This window comes from Moraxella sp. CTOTU48717, assembly GCF_032057165.1.
GTDB classification, from domain to species: Bacteria; Pseudomonadota; Gammaproteobacteria; order Pseudomonadales; family Moraxellaceae; genus Faucicola; species Faucicola tetraodonis.
Genome location: NZ_DAMBBC010000031.1, coordinates 1 through 18,096 on the forward strand (window position 1 = coordinate 1; position 18,096 = coordinate 18,096).

At 42.3% G+C, this 18,096-nt stretch carries 13 protein-coding genes and 2 pseudogenes; 13 read left to right on the plus strand and 2 right to left on the minus strand.

The genetic code is table 11. The features are described from left to right. Positions 1 to 188 precede the first annotated feature (188 nt). Complete coding sequence (locus RT084_RS12035) at positions 189 to 854, plus strand: DUF4178 domain-containing protein (protein WP_313100272.1); 666 nt, start codon at positions 189 to 191, stop codon at positions 852 to 854. Between the two features lie 449 nt (positions 855 to 1,303). Here the strand turns inward: RT084_RS12035 and RT084_RS12040 are convergent, their stop codons facing one another. Next, a complete protein-coding gene (locus RT084_RS12040) occupies positions 1,304 to 1,867 on the minus strand; it encodes a recombinase family protein (protein WP_313100274.1) in 564 nt (187 codons plus the stop codon). A gap of 586 nt (positions 1,868 to 2,453) precedes the next feature. Between RT084_RS12040 and RT084_RS12045 the strand changes: the two genes are divergently transcribed. From RT084_RS12045 to RT084_RS12055, 3 genes and pseudogenes are all read left to right on the plus strand, one after another. Beyond that, entirely contained in the window at positions 2,454 to 3,653 is a 1,200-nt protein-coding gene (locus RT084_RS12045; protein WP_313078792.1) for an ATP-binding protein, read from the plus strand. 96 nt (positions 3,654 to 3,749) lie between these two features. Beyond that, entirely contained in the window at positions 3,750 to 4,886 is a 1,137-nt protein-coding gene (locus RT084_RS12050) for a Fic family protein (RefSeq protein WP_313078794.1), read from the plus strand. A gap of 500 nt (positions 4,887 to 5,386) precedes the next feature. Continuing rightward, positions 5,387 to 5,875: pseudogene (locus tag RT084_RS12055) on the plus strand (integrase core domain-containing protein); the annotation flags it as partial. 113 nt (positions 5,876 to 5,988) lie between these two features. On the opposite strand, the gene RT084_RS12060 reads toward RT084_RS12055, so the two are convergent. Next, positions 5,989 to 7,632, minus strand: coding sequence for a SulP family inorganic anion transporter (locus RT084_RS12060; protein WP_313100277.1), 1,644 nt, complete (start codon positions 7,630 to 7,632; stop codon positions 5,989 to 5,991). Between the two features lie 109 nt (positions 7,633 to 7,741). Between RT084_RS12060 and RT084_RS12065 the strand changes: the two are divergent. The 9 genes and pseudogenes from RT084_RS12065 (at position 7,742) to RT084_RS12105 (ending at position 17,745) form a co-directional block, all read left to right on the plus strand. Then, positions 7,742 to 8,452 (plus strand): annotated as a pseudogene (locus tag RT084_RS12065) (IS1 family transposase). A gap of 165 nt (positions 8,453 to 8,617) precedes the next feature. Beyond that, positions 8,618 to 9,286 carry a response regulator gene (locus RT084_RS12070; protein WP_203172819.1) on the plus strand — a complete coding sequence of 223 codons (669 nt, stop codon included), beginning with the start codon at positions 8,618 to 8,620 and terminating at the stop codon, positions 9,284 to 9,286. Next, a complete protein-coding gene (locus RT084_RS12075; protein ID WP_313100281.1) occupies positions 9,286 to 10,887 on the plus strand; it encodes a sensor histidine kinase in 1,602 nt (533 codons plus the stop codon). Before RT084_RS12070 ends, RT084_RS12075 begins: the two co-directional genes overlap by 1 nt. Positions 10,888 to 11,045: 158 nt before the next feature. After that, positions 11,046 to 11,369: a hypothetical protein gene (locus RT084_RS12080; protein ID WP_204154955.1), complete on the plus strand. Its 324-nt coding sequence runs from the start codon at positions 11,046 to 11,048 to the stop codon at positions 11,367 to 11,369. A 364-nt stretch (positions 11,370 to 11,733) separates the two neighbouring features. Next, on the plus strand, positions 11,734 to 15,921 hold the full coding sequence (locus RT084_RS12085) for a Pls/PosA family non-ribosomal peptide synthetase (RefSeq protein WP_409519605.1): 4,188 nt from the start codon (positions 11,734 to 11,736) through the stop codon (positions 15,919 to 15,921). A gap of 62 nt (positions 15,922 to 15,983) precedes the next feature. Continuing rightward, positions 15,984 to 16,622, plus strand: coding sequence for a holo-ACP synthase (locus RT084_RS12090; protein ID WP_203172822.1), 639 nt, complete (start codon positions 15,984 to 15,986; stop codon positions 16,620 to 16,622). 80 nt (positions 16,623 to 16,702) lie between these two features. Further along, on the plus strand, positions 16,703 to 16,978 hold the full coding sequence (locus tag RT084_RS12095; RefSeq protein ID WP_203172823.1) for a transposase: 276 nt from the start codon (positions 16,703 to 16,705) through the stop codon (positions 16,976 to 16,978). Positions 16,979 to 17,173: 195 nt separating this feature from the next. Beyond that, positions 17,174 to 17,551 (plus strand): DDE-type integrase/transposase/recombinase, encoded by a 378-nt coding sequence (locus RT084_RS12100; protein ID WP_313100285.1) that lies wholly within the window; start codon positions 17,174 to 17,176, stop codon positions 17,549 to 17,551. Further along, the gene (locus RT084_RS12105; protein WP_313100287.1) at positions 17,548 to 17,745 is read left to right on the plus strand and encodes a DDE-type integrase/transposase/recombinase; all 198 of its coding nucleotides are present in this window, start codon (positions 17,548 to 17,550) and stop codon (positions 17,743 to 17,745) included. Before RT084_RS12100 ends, RT084_RS12105 begins: the two co-directional genes overlap by 4 nt. Positions 17,746 to 18,096 lie beyond the last annotated feature (351 nt).

An 18,096-nucleotide genomic window follows, 5' to 3' on the forward strand; every position in this document is an offset into this window, starting at 1 on the left:
TTGGGCATGGTGGTATTGGTTTAAAATGCTTATTATATTACAGTTTTAACTATAGAATGGGTTTTAGCTTCTTCCAGTGTTGATTATTTAGCATAAGACGAGGCATAGCGAACAGTCTTCTTTTTGGGTCAGAGCTTAAAGTTTACTGTTTCGCTATTTTTTTATCAAAATTTCCTCATTATGTCCTTTTGTATATTAAATGTTCAACACAACCTAATAATCACCAGCTATTAACCACCCACGATTATGTGGTCATTGGTATTCAGCGTCTGTTAGAAGTGGGTGAAAACGTCACTTGGACCGAGTATTTGCTATATAGTTTTACCAATGGTTTTTTGTGGCTATCTGAAGAGTCAAGTAGTTGGTATCTCGCGCGGGTACTAAACGAACAGCCTATCAAGCAACACGGCGGCATTGTCTATGATGATAAATTATGGCGAAGTGACGATGATGAAGGCTATCAAAGCCAAGTGGTAGATGCGATTGGCGCTTTTAATTGGCGTGTCAATCTTAATGATACCATGTGGCTTAAGGACTTTACCCATGGCCAACAGCTCATTACCAGTGAACAAAATAGCCAAGAAATTACTTATACGCTAGCAACACCGGTTGCGCATGGACAACTTAGGCAGTGGTTTGGCGAACAGTTAACCAGTGATGAGCCAAATCATTCAACGCATCATAATGAGACTGAGCGCGCATCCATGGGGCATCTTATTTGGTTGATAGTTGCCATTGGTTTTATATATAGTACTGTTTTTCCCATCAGGTGGGGCTTTTGCATTTTCGATAGTGACGATAGTCATTGGGTTAATCATCTATGCGATTATGTCAAGTCAAACGCATCGTTATGAGAGTCAGCAAAATGTCTTTGTTAAGATTTTTACTTTAAAAAATACTACTACCATCATCGTAAACATGATACTGATTATTTTATCTGTTATCTTAAATATAATATTTTTTGGGATACACAATATGAGTAATGGCAATTCATCTAATGGTGGCACTTACTATTCATCGGGTAGTCGTGGTGGCTATACATCATCGTCATCATCGCATAAATAATTTGGTAATTATCGTGACTGACCTGAAATTGTGTTGAATCAACAATTTCAGGGAGTGCCGATACGATCTTTTCATAAATAGTAGTCAAGATCTGATTGGGAAAAACTGTTCGTACTTAATCATTTTTGTAAATTTTGGGCTTTCAGGGTTTTCTCCCATCTGCGTTTTTACAAATGATAATAAACGTCGAGCCTCTTTAAGTAAAAAGCCAGAGTGTATTAACGAAATTACCCACATTTTAGATGCCCAAACTCTTAACCGGCACCAACCGATACAACGTCTGCGGATGCACCCCTAGAATTCTTGCCACCTCAGGATACGTCCGCCCACTCGACAACTCTCGGCGAGCGAGTTCCAACTTCTCCTCACTCACCCTAGGCTTACCAGGGACTTTACCACGGCGACGCGCTGCCGCAAGACCCGCCTTTACCCGCTCTTGAATCAGCTCACGCTCCATCTGACCCAGTGCTCCTAAAATATTAAAATACAACCGTCCTGCAGGTGTGCTGGTATCAATACTCTCAGTAATACTCACAAGCTGTGCACCCGCCGTCCGAATTTGCTCACTGATTTTAATCAAATCGGGTAGGGAGCGACACAACCGATCGAGCTTCCAAACCACCAAGGTATCACCATCGCGTAAATAGCCTAACGCATCTGTTAACCCTTGGCGTTCTTTCACACTACTTAGCTTATCGGTAAAAATTCGATCACAACCGTATTTACTTAACGCATCCAACTGTAAAGATAAATCTTGCTCCTTGGTTGATACCCGAGCATAACCAATTACCTGAACCGTCAAAATACCCTCCTAAAAAAATAGCCAAAAACGTATCACTAAAATAGTGAACAAATATCTACCATATAAGAACAACAGCGCTTTTTAACTCATTTGATAATCATAACTAAAAATTATCCAAATATAATATATAATATCTAAAAAGAATCAATTAAAATTTAGAATAAAAATATTATTGTCAATACATAAATTACAATAAAACACAAAAATAAATGACTAGCATAATATTATTGATAGGTTTTCATTGAAATAAATAATAGACAATATTATTGAATAAAATCAGGGAAAAAACAATTAAAATTGCTCATCCTGATTTATTCAACAATAACAGGTGTTTTTGTTGAATTAATATTTAAAGAAAATTTATAACATTTATTTATGAGTTTGTTCTTTGGTGATAAATTGATTATTTATTTTAAAAAATCCGTAAAAACTAGATAAAATGAAATACGCTTCAAATAATGTATATTTTTCTAAAAAAATGCTTTTATTTTCTATTAATTAGAATTTTTAGTTTTAATTGGAAATTAGTTTCCAATATTTTGTTAATTTGCTAAAATTAGAAATAAAATACTAAATGGGATAATTAATGATTTCTCGAGAAAATTATTTACAGCAACTGATTCAATTTAAAGATTCAGATTTTATAAAAGTGATAACCGGGGTGCGCCGTTCTGGTAAATCTGTTTTATTGATGCAATATCGAGATTATTTGCTGTCTCAACAAATTAGTGCAGAAAATATTATTTATCTGAATTTTGAGAGTTTTGAGTACCAGTGGGTCAAAAATGCGGATGATTTTAGCCAATTAATGAATGAGAAACTTAAAGGCAGTGAAAATAAGGTCTATTTGTTATTTGATGAAATCCAATTTGTAGACGGATGGCAAAAAATTATTAATGCGGTCCGAGTTAGCTTTAATAGCGATATTGTGATTACAGGCTCTAATGCGAATTTACTCTCTGGGGAATTGGCGACTTTATTAAGCGGTCGCTATGTGGCGATTAACATTTATCCTTTGTCCTTTAGAGAGTTTTTGTTAGCTAAGCAAGTACCTGTGGATTCTAGGTTGGTTGATAAATATTACCTTGAGTATGAACAATACGGCGGGTTTCCCAGTGTTGTTATAGCAGATGAGCCTTTGAAGGATACCATCTTATCAGGAATTTTTGATTCGATTGTGCTCAATGATATTGCGCATCGGGCAGGGGTGAAAGATACCCATATTTTAAAAAGCGTCATTTTATTTTTAGCTGATAATGTCGGGCAGTTAGTTAATCCAAGCAAAATCAGTAACACATTGACCAGTGAGCGAGTGCCAACCTCGAATCATACCATTAGTAAATATCTTGAATTATTAGAAAATGCGTTTTTGTTCTATAAGGTGCAGCAATATGATATTCGAGGTAAGGGGTATCTTAAGACCAATCCTAAGTACTTTATTGTCGATAATGGCTTAAGGCGTCATGCAATTGGTAAAAAAGCGGCAAATTATGCCAATCGGTTGGAAAATATTGTGTTTTTGGAGCTATTAAGACGGGGCTATACACTGGATGTGGGTCGTTTAGACAGTAAAGAAATTGATTTTGTGGCTCGCAGGGCGGATGAATTGCTGTATGTGCAAGTGACTTATCAAATCCCAGAGAATACCCATGAAACGGATAATTTATTACATATACGAGATAATCATAAAAAGATAGTTATTACAGGAAAGTATGATGAGCGTCGCCAAATTGACGGTATTCCACTGATTTATATTGTGGATTGGTTGTTAGAATCTAATTACTAAACAAAAATCAACTAATATAAAATCAATTATTCTCCGCATATTTTGCGGTAATTGTTTGCTATAATTACCGCATTTACTTTTTATTACTATATATAAATGCTGTATAAAAAATACATTCACGACTATCCGAACTGGACCGATTGGCAAATTGATAACAATCAGTTATTACCATTGGTGGCTAATGTGCGTCTATTACAAGGTAAACTACTTGGTAAAATGCAAAGCCTGGGCTTTGAGTTGCCGCTTGAAGCCCAATTGGACGCTGTGACGCTTGAAGTGATTAAAACGTCTGAGATAGAAGGGGAGATACTCAATAATGAGCAGGTACGCTCATCGGTTGCTCGGCATTTAGGTATTGAACACCTATACGACCCGGATACCCTGGTAACACCCACTCGAGAAATCGATGCTATTGTGGAGATGATGTTAAGAGCCAGTTTTCATTTTGACCAACCACTGACACTTGATGAAATCTTTGCTTGGCATCGGGCGTTATTTCCCACGGGTTTTAGTGGGTTATATAAAATACAGGCGGGCAGACTTCGAGATGATAGTACAGGTGCCATGCAAGTGGTATCAGGGGGCTATGGTCGCACTAAAGTGCATTTTGAAGCACCAGTAGTACAACGATTGCCAGATGAGTTGGCTAAATTTATTGCTTGGTATAATGAGGACCAACCTGATTTAGATTTAACCTTAAAAGCCGGTATTGCGCATTTATGGTTTGTGACCCTGCACCCCTTTGAAGATGGCAATGGGCGTTTAACTCGGGCGATTACCGAGCGTATGCTCGCTAAAAGCGATGGCAGTGGCAGGCGTTTCTATAGTATGTCAGCTCAAATTTTAGCAACTCGGTCAGAGTATTATAAGATTTTGGAATCCACTCAAAAAGGCTTAACGTCAGTGACAGACTGGTTGGTTTGGTTTTTACAAACGCTTGAACAGGCTTTAATCACAGCACTCACTCGTACCCAAAGGACGGTTGATAAAGCCCAATTTTGGCATACGCATCGCCATACAACATTTAATGAACGCCAAGTGATGATGATTAATCGATTATGGGGCGACTTCTTTGGTAAATTGACCACCAAGAAATGGGCAATGATGACCAAAACATCAGCAGATACAGCACTGAGAGATATTAATGATTTGGTCGATAAGGGCGTACTGGTTAAATCTGCGGAATCTGGGCGTAGTCAAAGCTATGAGCTAAGCGCTGACGCTGATAGTTAAAATATTGGTATTTCGGTCAATACGCTAAAGTCTTGGAAGCAAGGTCAGCGCAAACCGAGCGGTTCAGCGCAAGTTTCACTTAAATTATTGGGCAAAAAACCTGAGCTTATTGATGAGATTGCTCATTTGGCGTAGTTTTCCAACTATATCAATTTCCAGTCTGGCCTAAGTTTATTTTGAGTTTTTGATAAGCTCTAGTAATGGGTTTATCCGACGCTGTTTAATAGACAAGTTAATTTACAAAAATAGGGGATAAAAGCCCCTGTTTTTTGTGAAAATGGAAGTGTCTAGAAAACCAGGGTTTATTAGACAGATGTTTTTAATGAGCAAATATGCCCTAAAAAGGGGGTATAAATGTTCGTATACTTATTGAGTAATCATTGGATAACAAACCATTTATTTTAGCTTGTTAGACACTAATGAACATAATGGGTGGAAAGCTTTTGTAAATTAGAAATTTTTTAATTATCAGATACTTAAGAATAAACAAAAGTCCTTGCCGCCCTATTTTTCCGTTTTCTGTGCTGACCCCTATGAACACCGATATGGTGATGGCGGCTTTAAATCAAGCAATAGCAGATAGAAACCATCCCAAAGATGTCATTCATCACAGTGATCGAGGGGTTCAGTACTTATCCATTCGCTATACTGATAAAATGACGGATTCTGGCGTGATTACCTCTGTTGGTACAACAGGCGACTCCACTTCGGGCATAGCCCTACGTCTTGCACTCGGACGAAGCAGTGCTTCGCTATTTCCTCGCTCAGACAACGCATTGGCTGAAACGATCAATGGGCTTTATAAGTCTGAGGTGATTGATTATTTAAAGCAAAACTAGACTGGTGTGAACGATGTTGAACTGGCAATCCTTTAGTGGGTGGACTGGTTTAATAAAACCCGTTTGCATAGCACGATTGGATGTGTGTCACCCTTTGAGTTTGAAAAGCGGTATTATGATAATTTAATCCTGTCAGGTATTGCTGCCTGACTCAAGTAAACCAGACTCCGAAATAGTCGGGGCGGTTCAGTTAGGTTCATGCAGCTCTTCACCATCAGAACAGGTTCTAACTACAAGGCGGATTGGAGATAGCTGAATTGAAGCTATCTTAACGAGCTCAAAAACGCATCATCCACACTCCAAAACATCGGTAAATTTACCATTGTCTCATGCGTGGTAAAATCAGCAATACGCGCTCGCACATTGTCCTTGACCCGAGCAAGACTGATTTGGCGATTTTGCTTGAGAGCCTTTTCTACAAAGCTTTGCAAAGCATAAAGCGTCGTCGTATCAAGGCTATCACTTGCTTCCATGCTAATGATGATTTTTTGAATATTTCTTTGCTTAGCAAGGCTGATGATATTGTCAAAAATACGCTCTGCATTGGCAAAAAATATTGGCTCTTCAGGGCGGACAATAAGCATGTCTTTGGCTACAATGGCATTCGGATGCAAAGTGACGTCAACAAAATCATGGCTGTCGGGTAATTGACCTAGCTCACTCATCAACGGTTTGGAAAATTGATACATTGCCAACAGTAGCGAGACTCCCACCGATACCGTCATCCCAAATAACACTCCAAAAAAAAGCACCGTCAATACACACATAATCGCAAGCCAAGCATCTGCCCCTAATTTTATCCCCTTTAAAATATCTTTGGGAAACAAATGCCTGGATAAAATCCCAAGCACCACCGCTGCCAAAACAGGTATCGGAATCTGTGACAAGCCAGTACGCCCAAACAATAGCAGCAATGCCAAACTAATCGCCGTAATCATCCCTGCCCATTTACTTGCCGCCCCTGCTGTCAAGCTTGCATTCGACGCAGAAAAACCAGCACCCACAGGCAGAGCCATTGCCGCCCCTGACAGCATATTGGCGAGACCCAAAGCCACTAATTCTCGGTTGGGATCGACTTGTTCACCTGTTTGGCTAGATAGCATCTGCACCGATTCCCACGATTCAGCAAAAATAATCAATAATAACGCTGGTGCAAGTTGGCATACCGAAATCCACTGCTGGGCTGTCAGTTGTGGGAAATGAATGCCCAAATTGCTCAATGGAATCACTCCTACTAATTTTACCGTATCTGAAATGCCTAACAGCCCCACAAACACTGTACCACCCACCAACACCACCAATGAACTCGGTAAATATTTTATTTTTAACCGATTTAGTATTAACCACACCACCAAGGCTGTCACGCCTATCGCCGTACTTGTGATATTGAGGGTAAAAAATTTATGGAAAAGCTCAAGCAATAAGTTAAAAAAATTCGACTGAGTGGTCTCAATACCTAGTAAATGCGGTAATTGCTTGAGCATAATGGTAATCGCCAAACTCCAAGCAAAACCTTGCATCACAGGGCGAGAAATATACGAGCCAATAAATCCAACTTTGAGCAACCCTACCACGATAAACATCAGTCCTGCCACCAACATCAAAGCAAATCCCATATCACTACTCACAGCGGCTGCAGACGTAAAAATCACGGCAGCCGATGATGTTGGTGATACAATCGCTTGTCGACTTGATCCAATAATGGCATACACACTCAAACCAATCAGACAACCCAACAGTGCGTGAATAGGTGGCAAACCTGCAATGGCAGCATATGCCACCGACTCGGGAAGCAATATCCCTGCCAAAGACAGTCCTGCCAATACATCACTCAAATTTGGCATTCCCCATAAATGATTTATATAGTTATGCTGACTAGCTTCAAGCGTCTTGATATTGATTGCCATGCGTTATCATCTTTTTGTGGTGGTATGATGTAATAGGTATTTAAATCTTGGGTAGTGCATCAAAAAGTATGCTGTAAAAAAACAGGCTGAGAATTGATAATATAGTGAAATGCAAATAACACTATATATCAACTGCCCAGCCTGTCTAAGGGACAGTATAAGGAAAAACGGCATAAAAAGCGATGGCAAACAAAACTACCAATGCAAAGACTGTGGTAGGCAATTTGTTGGAGACCATGCTTTAAGCTACCGTGGTTGTCACTCCCAAAAGGATAGCAAAATACGTCAATTAATGATACGAGGTAGTAAGATAAGAGACATTGCTTGCATTAAAAAAATCAGCCAAGGAAAAGTATTAGCTGCTTTGGGAAAATGCAATTACCAATTGATACTAAAGCAAAGTCACTATGAGCAACTAGAAGTAGATGAGCTTTGGACGTTCGTTGGTAAAAGTGGGTAAAAAGAGCAACAAACAATGGCTGATTTATGCTTATCACCGTCAAACAGGCGAAATTATTGCTTATGTGTGGGAATGCGAGACCTCAAAACAGTTAGACGATTAAGAGCAAAGCTTAAAAAACTGGGCGTAACTTGTACGGTTATTGCCAGTGATACACGGGATAGTTTCGTTACTCGTTTCAAAGGCTTTACTCAAAAGATTGGTAAGTTTTTTATAGTAGGCATTGAATGTAATAATTGCCACATTCGGCATAGGATAAAACGAGCATTTAGGCGAAGTTGTAACTTTTCCAAAAAGCTTGAAAATGACTATAAAGCCTTTGATTTAACGTTCTTTTACATTAATAATGGGTATGTTTGATGTCAGCATACTTTTTGATGCACCACCCCTTAGCGTACTATTTTCTCCGAATTCTGCGGTAACCCCAAATATTTCTCTGCGTTTTTTTCAGTATACATCAGTTGAAGTATTGAATCATTTGGCATAAAGTGTTTCGCAATTTTAATAAAAATCATAGGCGAAATCATGAGGATTTTATTGGCAGAAGATGACGGGCGTATCGGTCAAGCCTTGCAAGGAGCATTTGAGGTACATGGCGATGCCATCGACTGGGTCAAAGACGGTAAGCAAGCCCATCATGCAATAGCGACCAATAACTATGAAGTACTATTGCTAGATGTGAACATGCCGTATGAAGACGGGCTTAGCCTGATTAGTGTGGCTCGCAGACAGGCGTACGCCAAAGATTTATCCATCATCATAATAACCGCCAATGACAATGTCAAAGAGCGGGTGCAAGCGTTGGATTTGGGGGCGGATGATTATTTGGTCAAACCGTTTGATTTGAGCGAGTTGCTCGCCCGTATTCGAGCAGTCAAACGCCGTCAGCTTGGCTACCAGTGCAATCAACTCAGTAATGACGTTTTGACCCTAGATTTGGACAGCCGTCAAGTGCAGTATCAAGGCGAATGGAAATACTTAAGCAACCGTGAATATGCGGTATTATACGCCTTAATGAGCCATGCAGGTGCAGTACAGTCACGCCAAGCGTTAGAAGAGAAAATCTACTCGTGGCATAGCGAAATTGAAAGTAATGTAATTGAATTTATCATTCATTCGTTACGCAAAAAACTGGGCAGCGATGTCATCAAAAACATCCGTGGCTTGGGTTGGTTTGTAGATAAGAAATCTTGATGCTCACGGCTCCGCCCCAACCCAGCCCCTCTCACCGGGCAGCCAAGTATCAACATTCGCTGCAATGGCGATTGATTGTGACTGTGACCAGTGTGGTGTTGCTATTTATTAGCTGTGTCGCAGGGTTTAGCGCGTGGCAAGGCTACAAACAAGCCCAAAAGCTACAAGACATGAAACTAGCAAGCCTTGTCAGCCTCGCCAAAAGCCATGATTTGACCTTTGAGCGAAATCAGGTCAATGCTGATTACGATTTACCCACTCAAGTGATAAACACTGCCGACCAAACCCCCATCAACGTCGATATTCTTAACATCGACAACGCCGAAAACCAAACCCTGATTTTTTGGCTTAGCGATAAACGCCTAGCAAACTACTTTGATGCCAACACTTTGGCAAGGCTGTCACATAAAGCCGATGGTCTGTACGACATTGTAGGTAATACAGGTCAATGGCGCGTGTATTTATTCACCGCAGACCCCAAAAATACCGACAACAATCAACTCACCACTCGGCTTTTGGTTGCCGAGAATTCAAACATTCATCATACCTTAGCATGGCAAAGTGCCAAACAGATGACTTTGCCTTTATTATTATTGATTCCACTATTGGTGTTGGTGCTGGTTTTGACCATTAATCAGCTATTTTTACCGCTGCGGACGGTGACAGAGATTTTGCAACACTCTAGTGTGTCACCCACTCGCTTTGCAACCGCTCAGCCCCAAGATTTAAGCTTACTGATTAGTGATGAGTTGGTGCAAGATTTACCCAGTGAAATTCAACCGTTCTTACGTCTGATTCAACAGCAAATCAAAGATTTGACGACCACCATGGCGATGAACCAACGCTTTGTGGCCAATGCCTCGCATCAGCTTCGTACGCCCATGACAGCAGTACTACTACAAGCCGAACAACTCAAATATCTCACAGTAGGCACAACTGATTATCAAACACGAGTGGATGAATTACTTGAGAGTATCAAACGTAATAATCATCTGATGAATCAGCTATTGTTATTGGCAAAAACCGAACAATTTCAATCCCCTGCTACCATTAGCAGCTATTCGACCACGCAAGTGATATCGCAGTTGCTCATAGACTACTATCCAATTGCCGAAAAAAAACATATCAGCTTAGGTGTGGATGACTTGCTTGATGTGCAACTGCCTATCAATGAATTGGGCTTTAAATTGATTGTGCAAAATTTGCTAGAAAATGCCATCAAATACACACCCAATGATGGCAAGGTGGATATCAGTCTGACCCAAACTAATTTACTCAATGTCAACAGTCAAATCCAACACTCCACCATAACGTTAACTGTCCAAGATACAGGGCAAGGCATTGATGAAGCTGAGCTGAGCAAGGTGTTAGAGCCGTTTTATCAAGCCCACGCTAATTTACCATCTCAGCAATCGGCTGATCCCAGTAATCCTAGTGGCTTTGGCTTGGGATTGTCAATTGTGAGTAACTTGGTCAACCATTCAGGCGGCAGTTTTCGCTTATCAAATCGCTATGACAGCCAACGCCATACCATACAAGGGTTAAATGCGTATGTCAGTTGGGATATCACGCAAGAAGCCCCAAGACTTGAGCAAAAATAATTACATTGCAATAACAATTCGACGGTTTTCAGCCCATTTTTGCTAAGTAAACGCTAAGTCAAAACACTGGATAATGACCCCACCAAATATAGCAATGCTCACAATGAGCAAGCTTATTTGCCGACACATTGACCCTTTATCTTGTAAGGATTTTTGAAATGAAAATCGCTCAAATTATTGCTTTATCTGCTGCAACGGCTATTGCCTCAGTTAGCTTCGCTGCCACGACCACACAACCAGCCGTGCCTGCGTCAAAAACTACCACAGCGGTGAAAACCACTCCAGCCACCACTGTAGCGACCAAAGCCCAAACCACCACCATTAAATCGGTCTCTAAAGCGACCAAAACCGTACCTACTAGCAAAACCACAGTTGTGACAAAAAAAGTGACCACCTCAGGGTTTAAATGTAAAGATGGCTCAATCTCAAAAGCCAAATCAACCCGTGGGGCTTGTTCAGGTCATGGCGGTATCGCTAAATAATAGCAGTTTCGTTCTCTAATACTAACAAAAACTCGCTTTAGATATTCTCCTTACGACTGGTTTTGCCAGTCGTTTTTATTATTTAACCTCATTGTTAACGCTATTGCCTTGAGAATCAGTGTTTCTCACTACCAAAAAGAATGCAAAACGCCTAGCTATTCGGCGGATAGCTGTGACAGGGGTAACCAACTTAACTACCTGGTTTTTAAGCTAAAAATAGGGTTATTGCTAAATTGACTATATTTCTATTGATTAATAACATTTACATAAAGTTACAATGGACATCAGTATGCTAATTTTAATCTAATCTCTGACCATTACTATGTCACCAAATTACTGATTTGCTTTAAATTTGGTAGCTCTCATGAATAATCCTGTTGTATCCCCCTTCTCCCTTATACCCAACCCTAGCACTGACATCAGTCCAGCCCAACTTGCTATACCGCAAGTTAATAGCACATTGTCTATCGTGCGCGGAGCTACAGTGCCGAGCTTTTTGCGAGATGAATGTCTTGCTGATATTTTTGAAGCTACAGCACATACTTACCCAGATCAAATAGCATTGACTTTTGGTTGCAAAAGGCTGACGTACGCTGAGCTAAATACCCAAGCCGATTTGTTAGCGGATAGATTGCTTGCCAAAGGGGTAAAATCAGGGCAGTTGGTCGGGTTATGGCAAAATCGCGGCCTAGACTTGCTGATTAGTCAGCTTGCCATTGCTAAAACGGGAGCGGGGTGGCTACCGATGGATGCTGATATTCCACCAGAGCGGATTATGGTATGCCTAGAAGATGCGCATGCAGTAGGCTTGATTACCTCCGATGAACTAAAACCTGTGGTGGCTGAGGTGTTGGCAAGTTTGCCGGTCGAGCTTTGGACAGTGGAGTCTTTGCGTGCCAGTATGCCAGACAAGCGCGACTATCCGCCACAAAACTGGCTACGCCGCGGGGCGGTCAGCATTCATGACCCTGCGTATGTGATTTATACGTCTGGCAGTACCGGCAAGCCCAAAGGGATTTTGCTGTCGCAAGGCAGTATTTGTCATTTTCTACGCTCGGAAAATGGGAGATTGGGCATCAATGCCAATGACAAAGTGTATCAAGGCTTTTCGGTGGCATTTGATATGTCATTTGAAGAAATTTGGATAAGTTATTTGGTCGGGGCAAGCCTATGGATAGCCCCAAAAGCCATTGTTGCCGACCCAGAAGCCTTGTATCAAGCGTTAAGTGACAATCAAATCACCGTGTTACACGCCGTACCGACCTTGGTCGCTCTGTTGCCAGATGATGTGCCGAGCATTCGTATCATGAACTTGGGTGGTGAAATGTGCCCCGATGCAGTGGTCAGACGTTTTGCCAAACCAGACAATATTCCTAGTCGTCAATTGTTTAATACCTATGGACCGACTGAAGCGACGGTTTCGGCAAGCCTTGCTTTACTCAAGCCTAATGAACCTGTGACTATCGGTATTCCACTGCCTAACTATGGCATGTTAGTTCGTGGGGAGAATGGCGAAATTTTGCCGATTGATACCACAGGTGAGTTGTGTATCTTTGGGCGTGCGGTGGCGTTGGGTTATTTGGGTCGTCCAGAGTTGACCGCCGAGAAATTTATCGACAATCCAGTCGCCAGTAATGACGATGAAAAAATTCTGTATCGTACGGGCGATTTGGCAAAAATTGATGCATTTGGCAATATCTTTATGTTTGGGCGTGCCGATGACCAAATCAAAATTCGGGGCTTTCGGGTTGAACTTGGTGAAATCGAATCGGCGTTGGTGGACATTGACAATATCGGCACATCAGCAGTGGTGCTACGTCCGCTCAATGATGTAGACCAGCTAGTCGCCTTTGTGGTGGCGGATGATGCCGATAAACAAGCATCAAGTGACGGCTATAGTCAGCAAGATTTACGCCATTTATTACGCCAACGCTTGCCAAGTTATATGATGCCTGCCCGTTTTGAATGGCTCACCGATAGCCAAGTGCCCCGCCTTGCCTCGGGTAAAATCGACCGCAAAGTGCTAAAAGCCATGCCACTTGCCGGCATTCAAAGTGAGATGCAAGGCGATGAGCCAGCCGATGAAGCCGAAACCCTATTGTTTGACAAACTAAGAACCTTGCTTGGGGTGCAACAAATCTCGTTAAAAGCCGATTTTTTCGATGATTTGGGCGGACATTCGCTTTTAGTTGCTAAGTTAATTTCACAACTGCGCCAAGTGCCACAATTTAGTCATTTGACGATTGCAGATATTTATCAAGCTCGCACGGTGATAGGTATTGCCGATAAAATGCGGATAGCTACCTATGATAATCGTGGTTTACAAGGGGAGCATGCGAAAATCACTCGTTATTCGGCGAGCTTTAGCCAACGCTTGGTGGCGACTTTGGTACAGACCACGTATTTGCCCTTTATCATCATGTTACAAATCATGAAATGGCTTGCCCCATTTTTTGTGTACAACTATTTTACAGGTAGTCCTGGCGACTCAATGTTGACAGCGATTGTATGGTCGCTATTAACCTTTTTGGCGGTGGAGTTACTCGGCTTTATGATCGCTATTGTCGGTAACCGTTTGCTGATTGCTAGAGTAACAGCAGGGCGGTATCCGCTATGGGGTAGCGTATATCTACGCTGGTGGCTGTCGGATAGATTGACTGACCTTGCACCCAGTTATCTGCTTGCGGGTTCAAGCCTGTATGTTAGCTACCTGCGAGCATTAGGGGCGAAAGTTGGTAACAATGTCAATATTGGCTCAATTACTATTCGCAATCCGCATTTACTGAGCATTGGCAATAATGTGGATATCGGCAATGGAGTCAATCTTGACAATGCGTATGTTGAAAAAGGCTGGCTACATCTCGGGCAGATTGCGTTGGGAAATGATACCTATGTCGGCTCGTACTCGGTTCTAGAAGGCAACACCACCATGGCAGACGGCAGTTATTTAGATGGTTTAGCCGCTGTGGTAAGTGGTATGCAGTTGCCAGCCAATACCGCATGGCAAGGTGCTCCACTACAACCGACCAATAAGCCTGAGCCAATGCCAGCATCACAGCCGCAAAACATCGGTATGCGCTTACACTTGTATTATTTGCTAGGTATGGTGTTGGTTGCTTGTTTGTTTTATATGCCGATTTTCCCAACCTTCATTATGGTCGATGCGTTCGATGAAAAGTTTGTGTTACCCTTCTTTCAAGCTGAAGGCTATCATTGGACGATGCTACGTTACTTTATCCTAGCCATTCCTGGAACTGCCATTATGATATTCTTGACTGTTTTAGTGTCGGCGGCCATACGTTGGCTTGCCGTGCCAAAACTGCAAGCTGGTATGCACCCTGTGCATGGCAGTCTATATCGGCGTAAATGGCTCGCCAATTTGATTCAAGAGTCGAGCCTTCAGACACTGCATGGTATTTATGCAACCGTGTATGCCCCGTATTGGTATCGCTTGCTAGGGGCTAAAGTAGGTAAAAATGCCGAAATCTCAACTGCTATGGGGGTTGTACCCGATATGCTTACCTTGGGCGATGACAGCTTTATCGCCGATGCAGTGATGTTGGGTGATGAAGAGATCCGCCAAGGTTGGATGCACCTAAAGCCTACTGTTGTGGGTAGTCGCTCCTTTGTGGGTAATGGGGCATATGTCCCAGACGGTAGTCAAATCCCCGATGACGTGCTGATTGGTGTGCAATCTCGTGTGCCAACCAACGAACAAATGCAACAGGCTCATACGGGCAAGGCTATGAGTGATGCAGGACAAGGGCAGACCCCGCAAGGACAAACTTGGTTCGGTACGCCAGCAATTCGTCTACCCGCCCGTGAGACTATCATAGGCTATGACCCCAAACTCACCTTTGCCCCAAGTACTGCCCGCTTTATCAGCCGTGCGTTTATCGAAGGTTTGCGTATTGTGTTGCCGTTGTCTTTTATCATTGGTGTTGGTTATAGCATTGTTGAGTTGGTGCTAGATGTTGAAAAAAACTATGACACAGCCATGGCAATACTCGCTCTATTGGGCTGTGGCGTGCTATACGGACTTGGCAGTATCGTGTTTGTGGCATTGCTCAAATGGCTGTTAGTCGGCAAATACCGCCCACGTTCTGCTCCGATGTGGACACTATTTGTGTGGCTATCTGAAGCCATTACCAGCCTATATGAAGCCATCGTCATCCCGAGTATCAACAACTATCTGCGGGGTACAGTGTATTTGCCTTGGGTAATGCGATTATTCGGGGCAAAAATCGGCAGACGGGCATGGCTCGATAGCACCGACATGACCGAGTTTGACTGCGTGACCTTGGGCGATGACTGTGAACTCAACAACCACACAGGACCCCAAACACACCTGTTTGAAGACCGTATCATGAAAATCGGTACAGTTAAACTGGGCAATGGCGTCACTGTCCGCTCTCGTAGTACTGTGCTATACGACACCCAAATTCATGATAATGTTATCATCGAGCCGATGACTTTAGTGATGAAAGGCGAGGAACTACCCTCCGATAGTATTTGGAGTGGCTCACCTGCGGTATCTGTAAGCAAACAATAATTAAGATTGAAAATTATCGTTCTTTTTATAGCCTAATGGTAATAATGAAGGGAAAAACCGCCATGTACCTTAAAACTATTACATTGAACCATCAGCAGATTCATTTATTTGATTTGCAAATCAGCCGCACCCAACGCCGATGCCGACGAGCGATTCTAGATAATGAACTCACCGATTACTTTTTTGACCACGACCAAATTAGCTATATTTTTCACCAAGCAGGACACCCTGCCAAACTGCGACTTGAACCGCTAATGTTACAAAGCATCACCCAGCCCAAACCTGTGTCAAAAATAGATTATCATTTGGCCATTAGTTATGCCTTGCCGTTGGTGGCTGTAATGTGGTCGGATCAACGTGTGGCATTGGATTTATGCCATATCTCAGATTTTGACGGCATGAGCGAGCAAGAAATTAGCACGTTTTGGGAGCTTTATTTTCCCAATGACAGACCAACAGGGCTCAAACACGGGACGTCATCCGCTGAAACTCTCGCAAAGCATTGGTCAGCGTATGAAGCCAAACTTAAAGCTCTAGGTTTACCGCTGCAGCAATATTCACCATTATTGGTAGAAAAATTTTCTCAGCTCACACTAGTTAGTCAAGTGATAGAACACGGTGGCAAACAGTTCTCATTATCAATGGCTGCATTTATAACAAACTTGTTAGCTCCCTATAATCAAACACCCTCTGCCGTCTAAATTTAGTCGCAACTGTAGTGGCATAATAAAGCTAGACAGGTAATAAGAGATTATAATACCCCAATCGGAGGAATAATCTCATGACAAAAGTTCGCAAAACATACACACCTGCATTTAAACTAGAAATGATAAAACTCATAGAGGAACAAGGGCAAAAACCTAGTGACGTAGCCACCCAATATGAAATAGCTGAATCCACGTTAGAGAACTGGCTAACACGCTATCGCAGAGAAAAACGAGGCAACCCCATAGCGAAGGGTAACGCCCTAACAGAAGAACAACGAGAAATTCAGCGACTAAAAAAAGAAGTAGCCCAGCTCAAACTAGAGCGAGATATTTTAAATGAGGAGGGATAAGCGAAGCACTGCTTCGCCCCGACGCAAGGCGAGAGCTATGCTCGAGTGGGCATCAGCTCTATTAGCGATAGACAGTCTCGGCTTTCACCGCTAATAGAGAAACTAGCCAAAGCAAATCCCCCAATCAGTAAAGTTAAATTATGTGAGCTATTTGGCGTAGCAAGGAGTAGCCACTATTTAGCAAAAAAGCCCAAAATGCCCAGCCTTAAGCAAATCAACTTAACGCTCTGGGTAAAACAAGCCTTTGCCCAATCCAAAGGCTCGGCAGGGGCAAGAACGCTATCAGCGATCGTGAGCCAACAACATAATGTCAAACTCACTCGCTACAAAGCAAGCAAAATCATGGCACAGCAAGGCTTGGTCAGCCGTCAGCTTATCCGCCATCGCTACAGCAAAGCGGATAAAGAACACGCCATACATGACAACCTGCTTAAACGAGCATTCAGCCCAACTGCGCCAAACCAAGTATGGACAGGCGATGTGACTTACATCCGTACCCAAGCAGGATTTTGTTATTTAGCGGTGGTGATTGACCTATTCTCTCGCAATATTGTGGTGTGGGATTTGCCATGAGTGATAGCCCTGACAGTAAACTGACAATACAAGCCCTTAACATGGCTTATACGGTGCGTTTAGAGCCATCCAATGTGCTATTTCATTCTGATCAAGGTACGCATTACACCAGTCGAGCATTTGCCGATGCGATTGCCCAGTGCAAAGGCATGAAACATAGTATGAGTCGCCGTGGTAATTCACTGCGGGCATAGCCCTTGCCTTGCGAAGGGGCAAAGCAGTGCTTTGCTTATCCCTTCTCAGGGATAACGCCCCAACTGAGCGATTTTTTAGAAGTTTTAAGACAGAATGGTGAGAAGCACTGCTTCGCAAGACGAGCAATAGCGAAGTACCGAAAACTGGTTATGATGATTTGGCTCAAGCAAGAGTCGATGTCGCCAGTTATATCATCGGCTATTACAGTCAAGTTAGACCACACAGCTTCAATGATTACTTAACACCAGTCGAGAAAGAAATACAGTTTCTTAATCAAAATCTCTTAAAGGCTGTCTAATACCAAACCCAATAATTAAAGCACTGCCCAATGACGAGCAGTGAGCGACTTA

Excerpts from the sequence above, each read along its gene's own strand:
- RT084_RS12105 (WP_313100287.1), top strand. The coding sequence starts at position 17,548 with ATGAGTGATAGCCCTGACAGTAAACTGACAATACAAGCCCTTAACATG.
- RT084_RS12080 (WP_204154955.1), top strand. The coding sequence starts at position 11,046 with ATGAAAATCGCTCAAATTATTGCTTTATCTGCTGCAACGGCTATTGCC.
- RT084_RS12045 (WP_313078792.1), top strand. The coding sequence starts at position 2,454 with ATGATTTCTCGAGAAAATTATTTACAGCAACTGATTCAATTTAAAGAT.
- RT084_RS12075 (WP_313100281.1), top strand. The coding sequence starts at position 9,286 with ATGCTCACGGCTCCGCCCCAACCCAGCCCCTCTCACCGGGCAGCCAAG.
- RT084_RS12070 (WP_203172819.1), top strand. The coding sequence starts at position 8,618 with ATGAGGATTTTATTGGCAGAAGATGACGGGCGTATCGGTCAAGCCTTG.
- RT084_RS12060 (WP_313100277.1), bottom strand. The coding sequence starts at position 7,632 with ATGGCAATCAATATCAAGACGCTTGAAGCTAGTCAGCATAACTATATA.
- RT084_RS12095 (WP_203172823.1), top strand. The coding sequence starts at position 16,703 with ATGACAAAAGTTCGCAAAACATACACACCTGCATTTAAACTAGAAATG.
- RT084_RS12090 (WP_203172822.1), top strand. The coding sequence starts at position 15,984 with ATGTACCTTAAAACTATTACATTGAACCATCAGCAGATTCATTTATTT.
- RT084_RS12085 (WP_409519605.1), top strand. The coding sequence starts at position 11,734 with ATGAATAATCCTGTTGTATCCCCCTTCTCCCTTATACCCAACCCTAGC.
- RT084_RS12100 (WP_313100285.1), top strand. The coding sequence starts at position 17,174 with ATGCCCAGCCTTAAGCAAATCAACTTAACGCTCTGGGTAAAACAAGCC.
- RT084_RS12050 (WP_313078794.1), top strand. The coding sequence starts at position 3,750 with ATGCTGTATAAAAAATACATTCACGACTATCCGAACTGGACCGATTGG.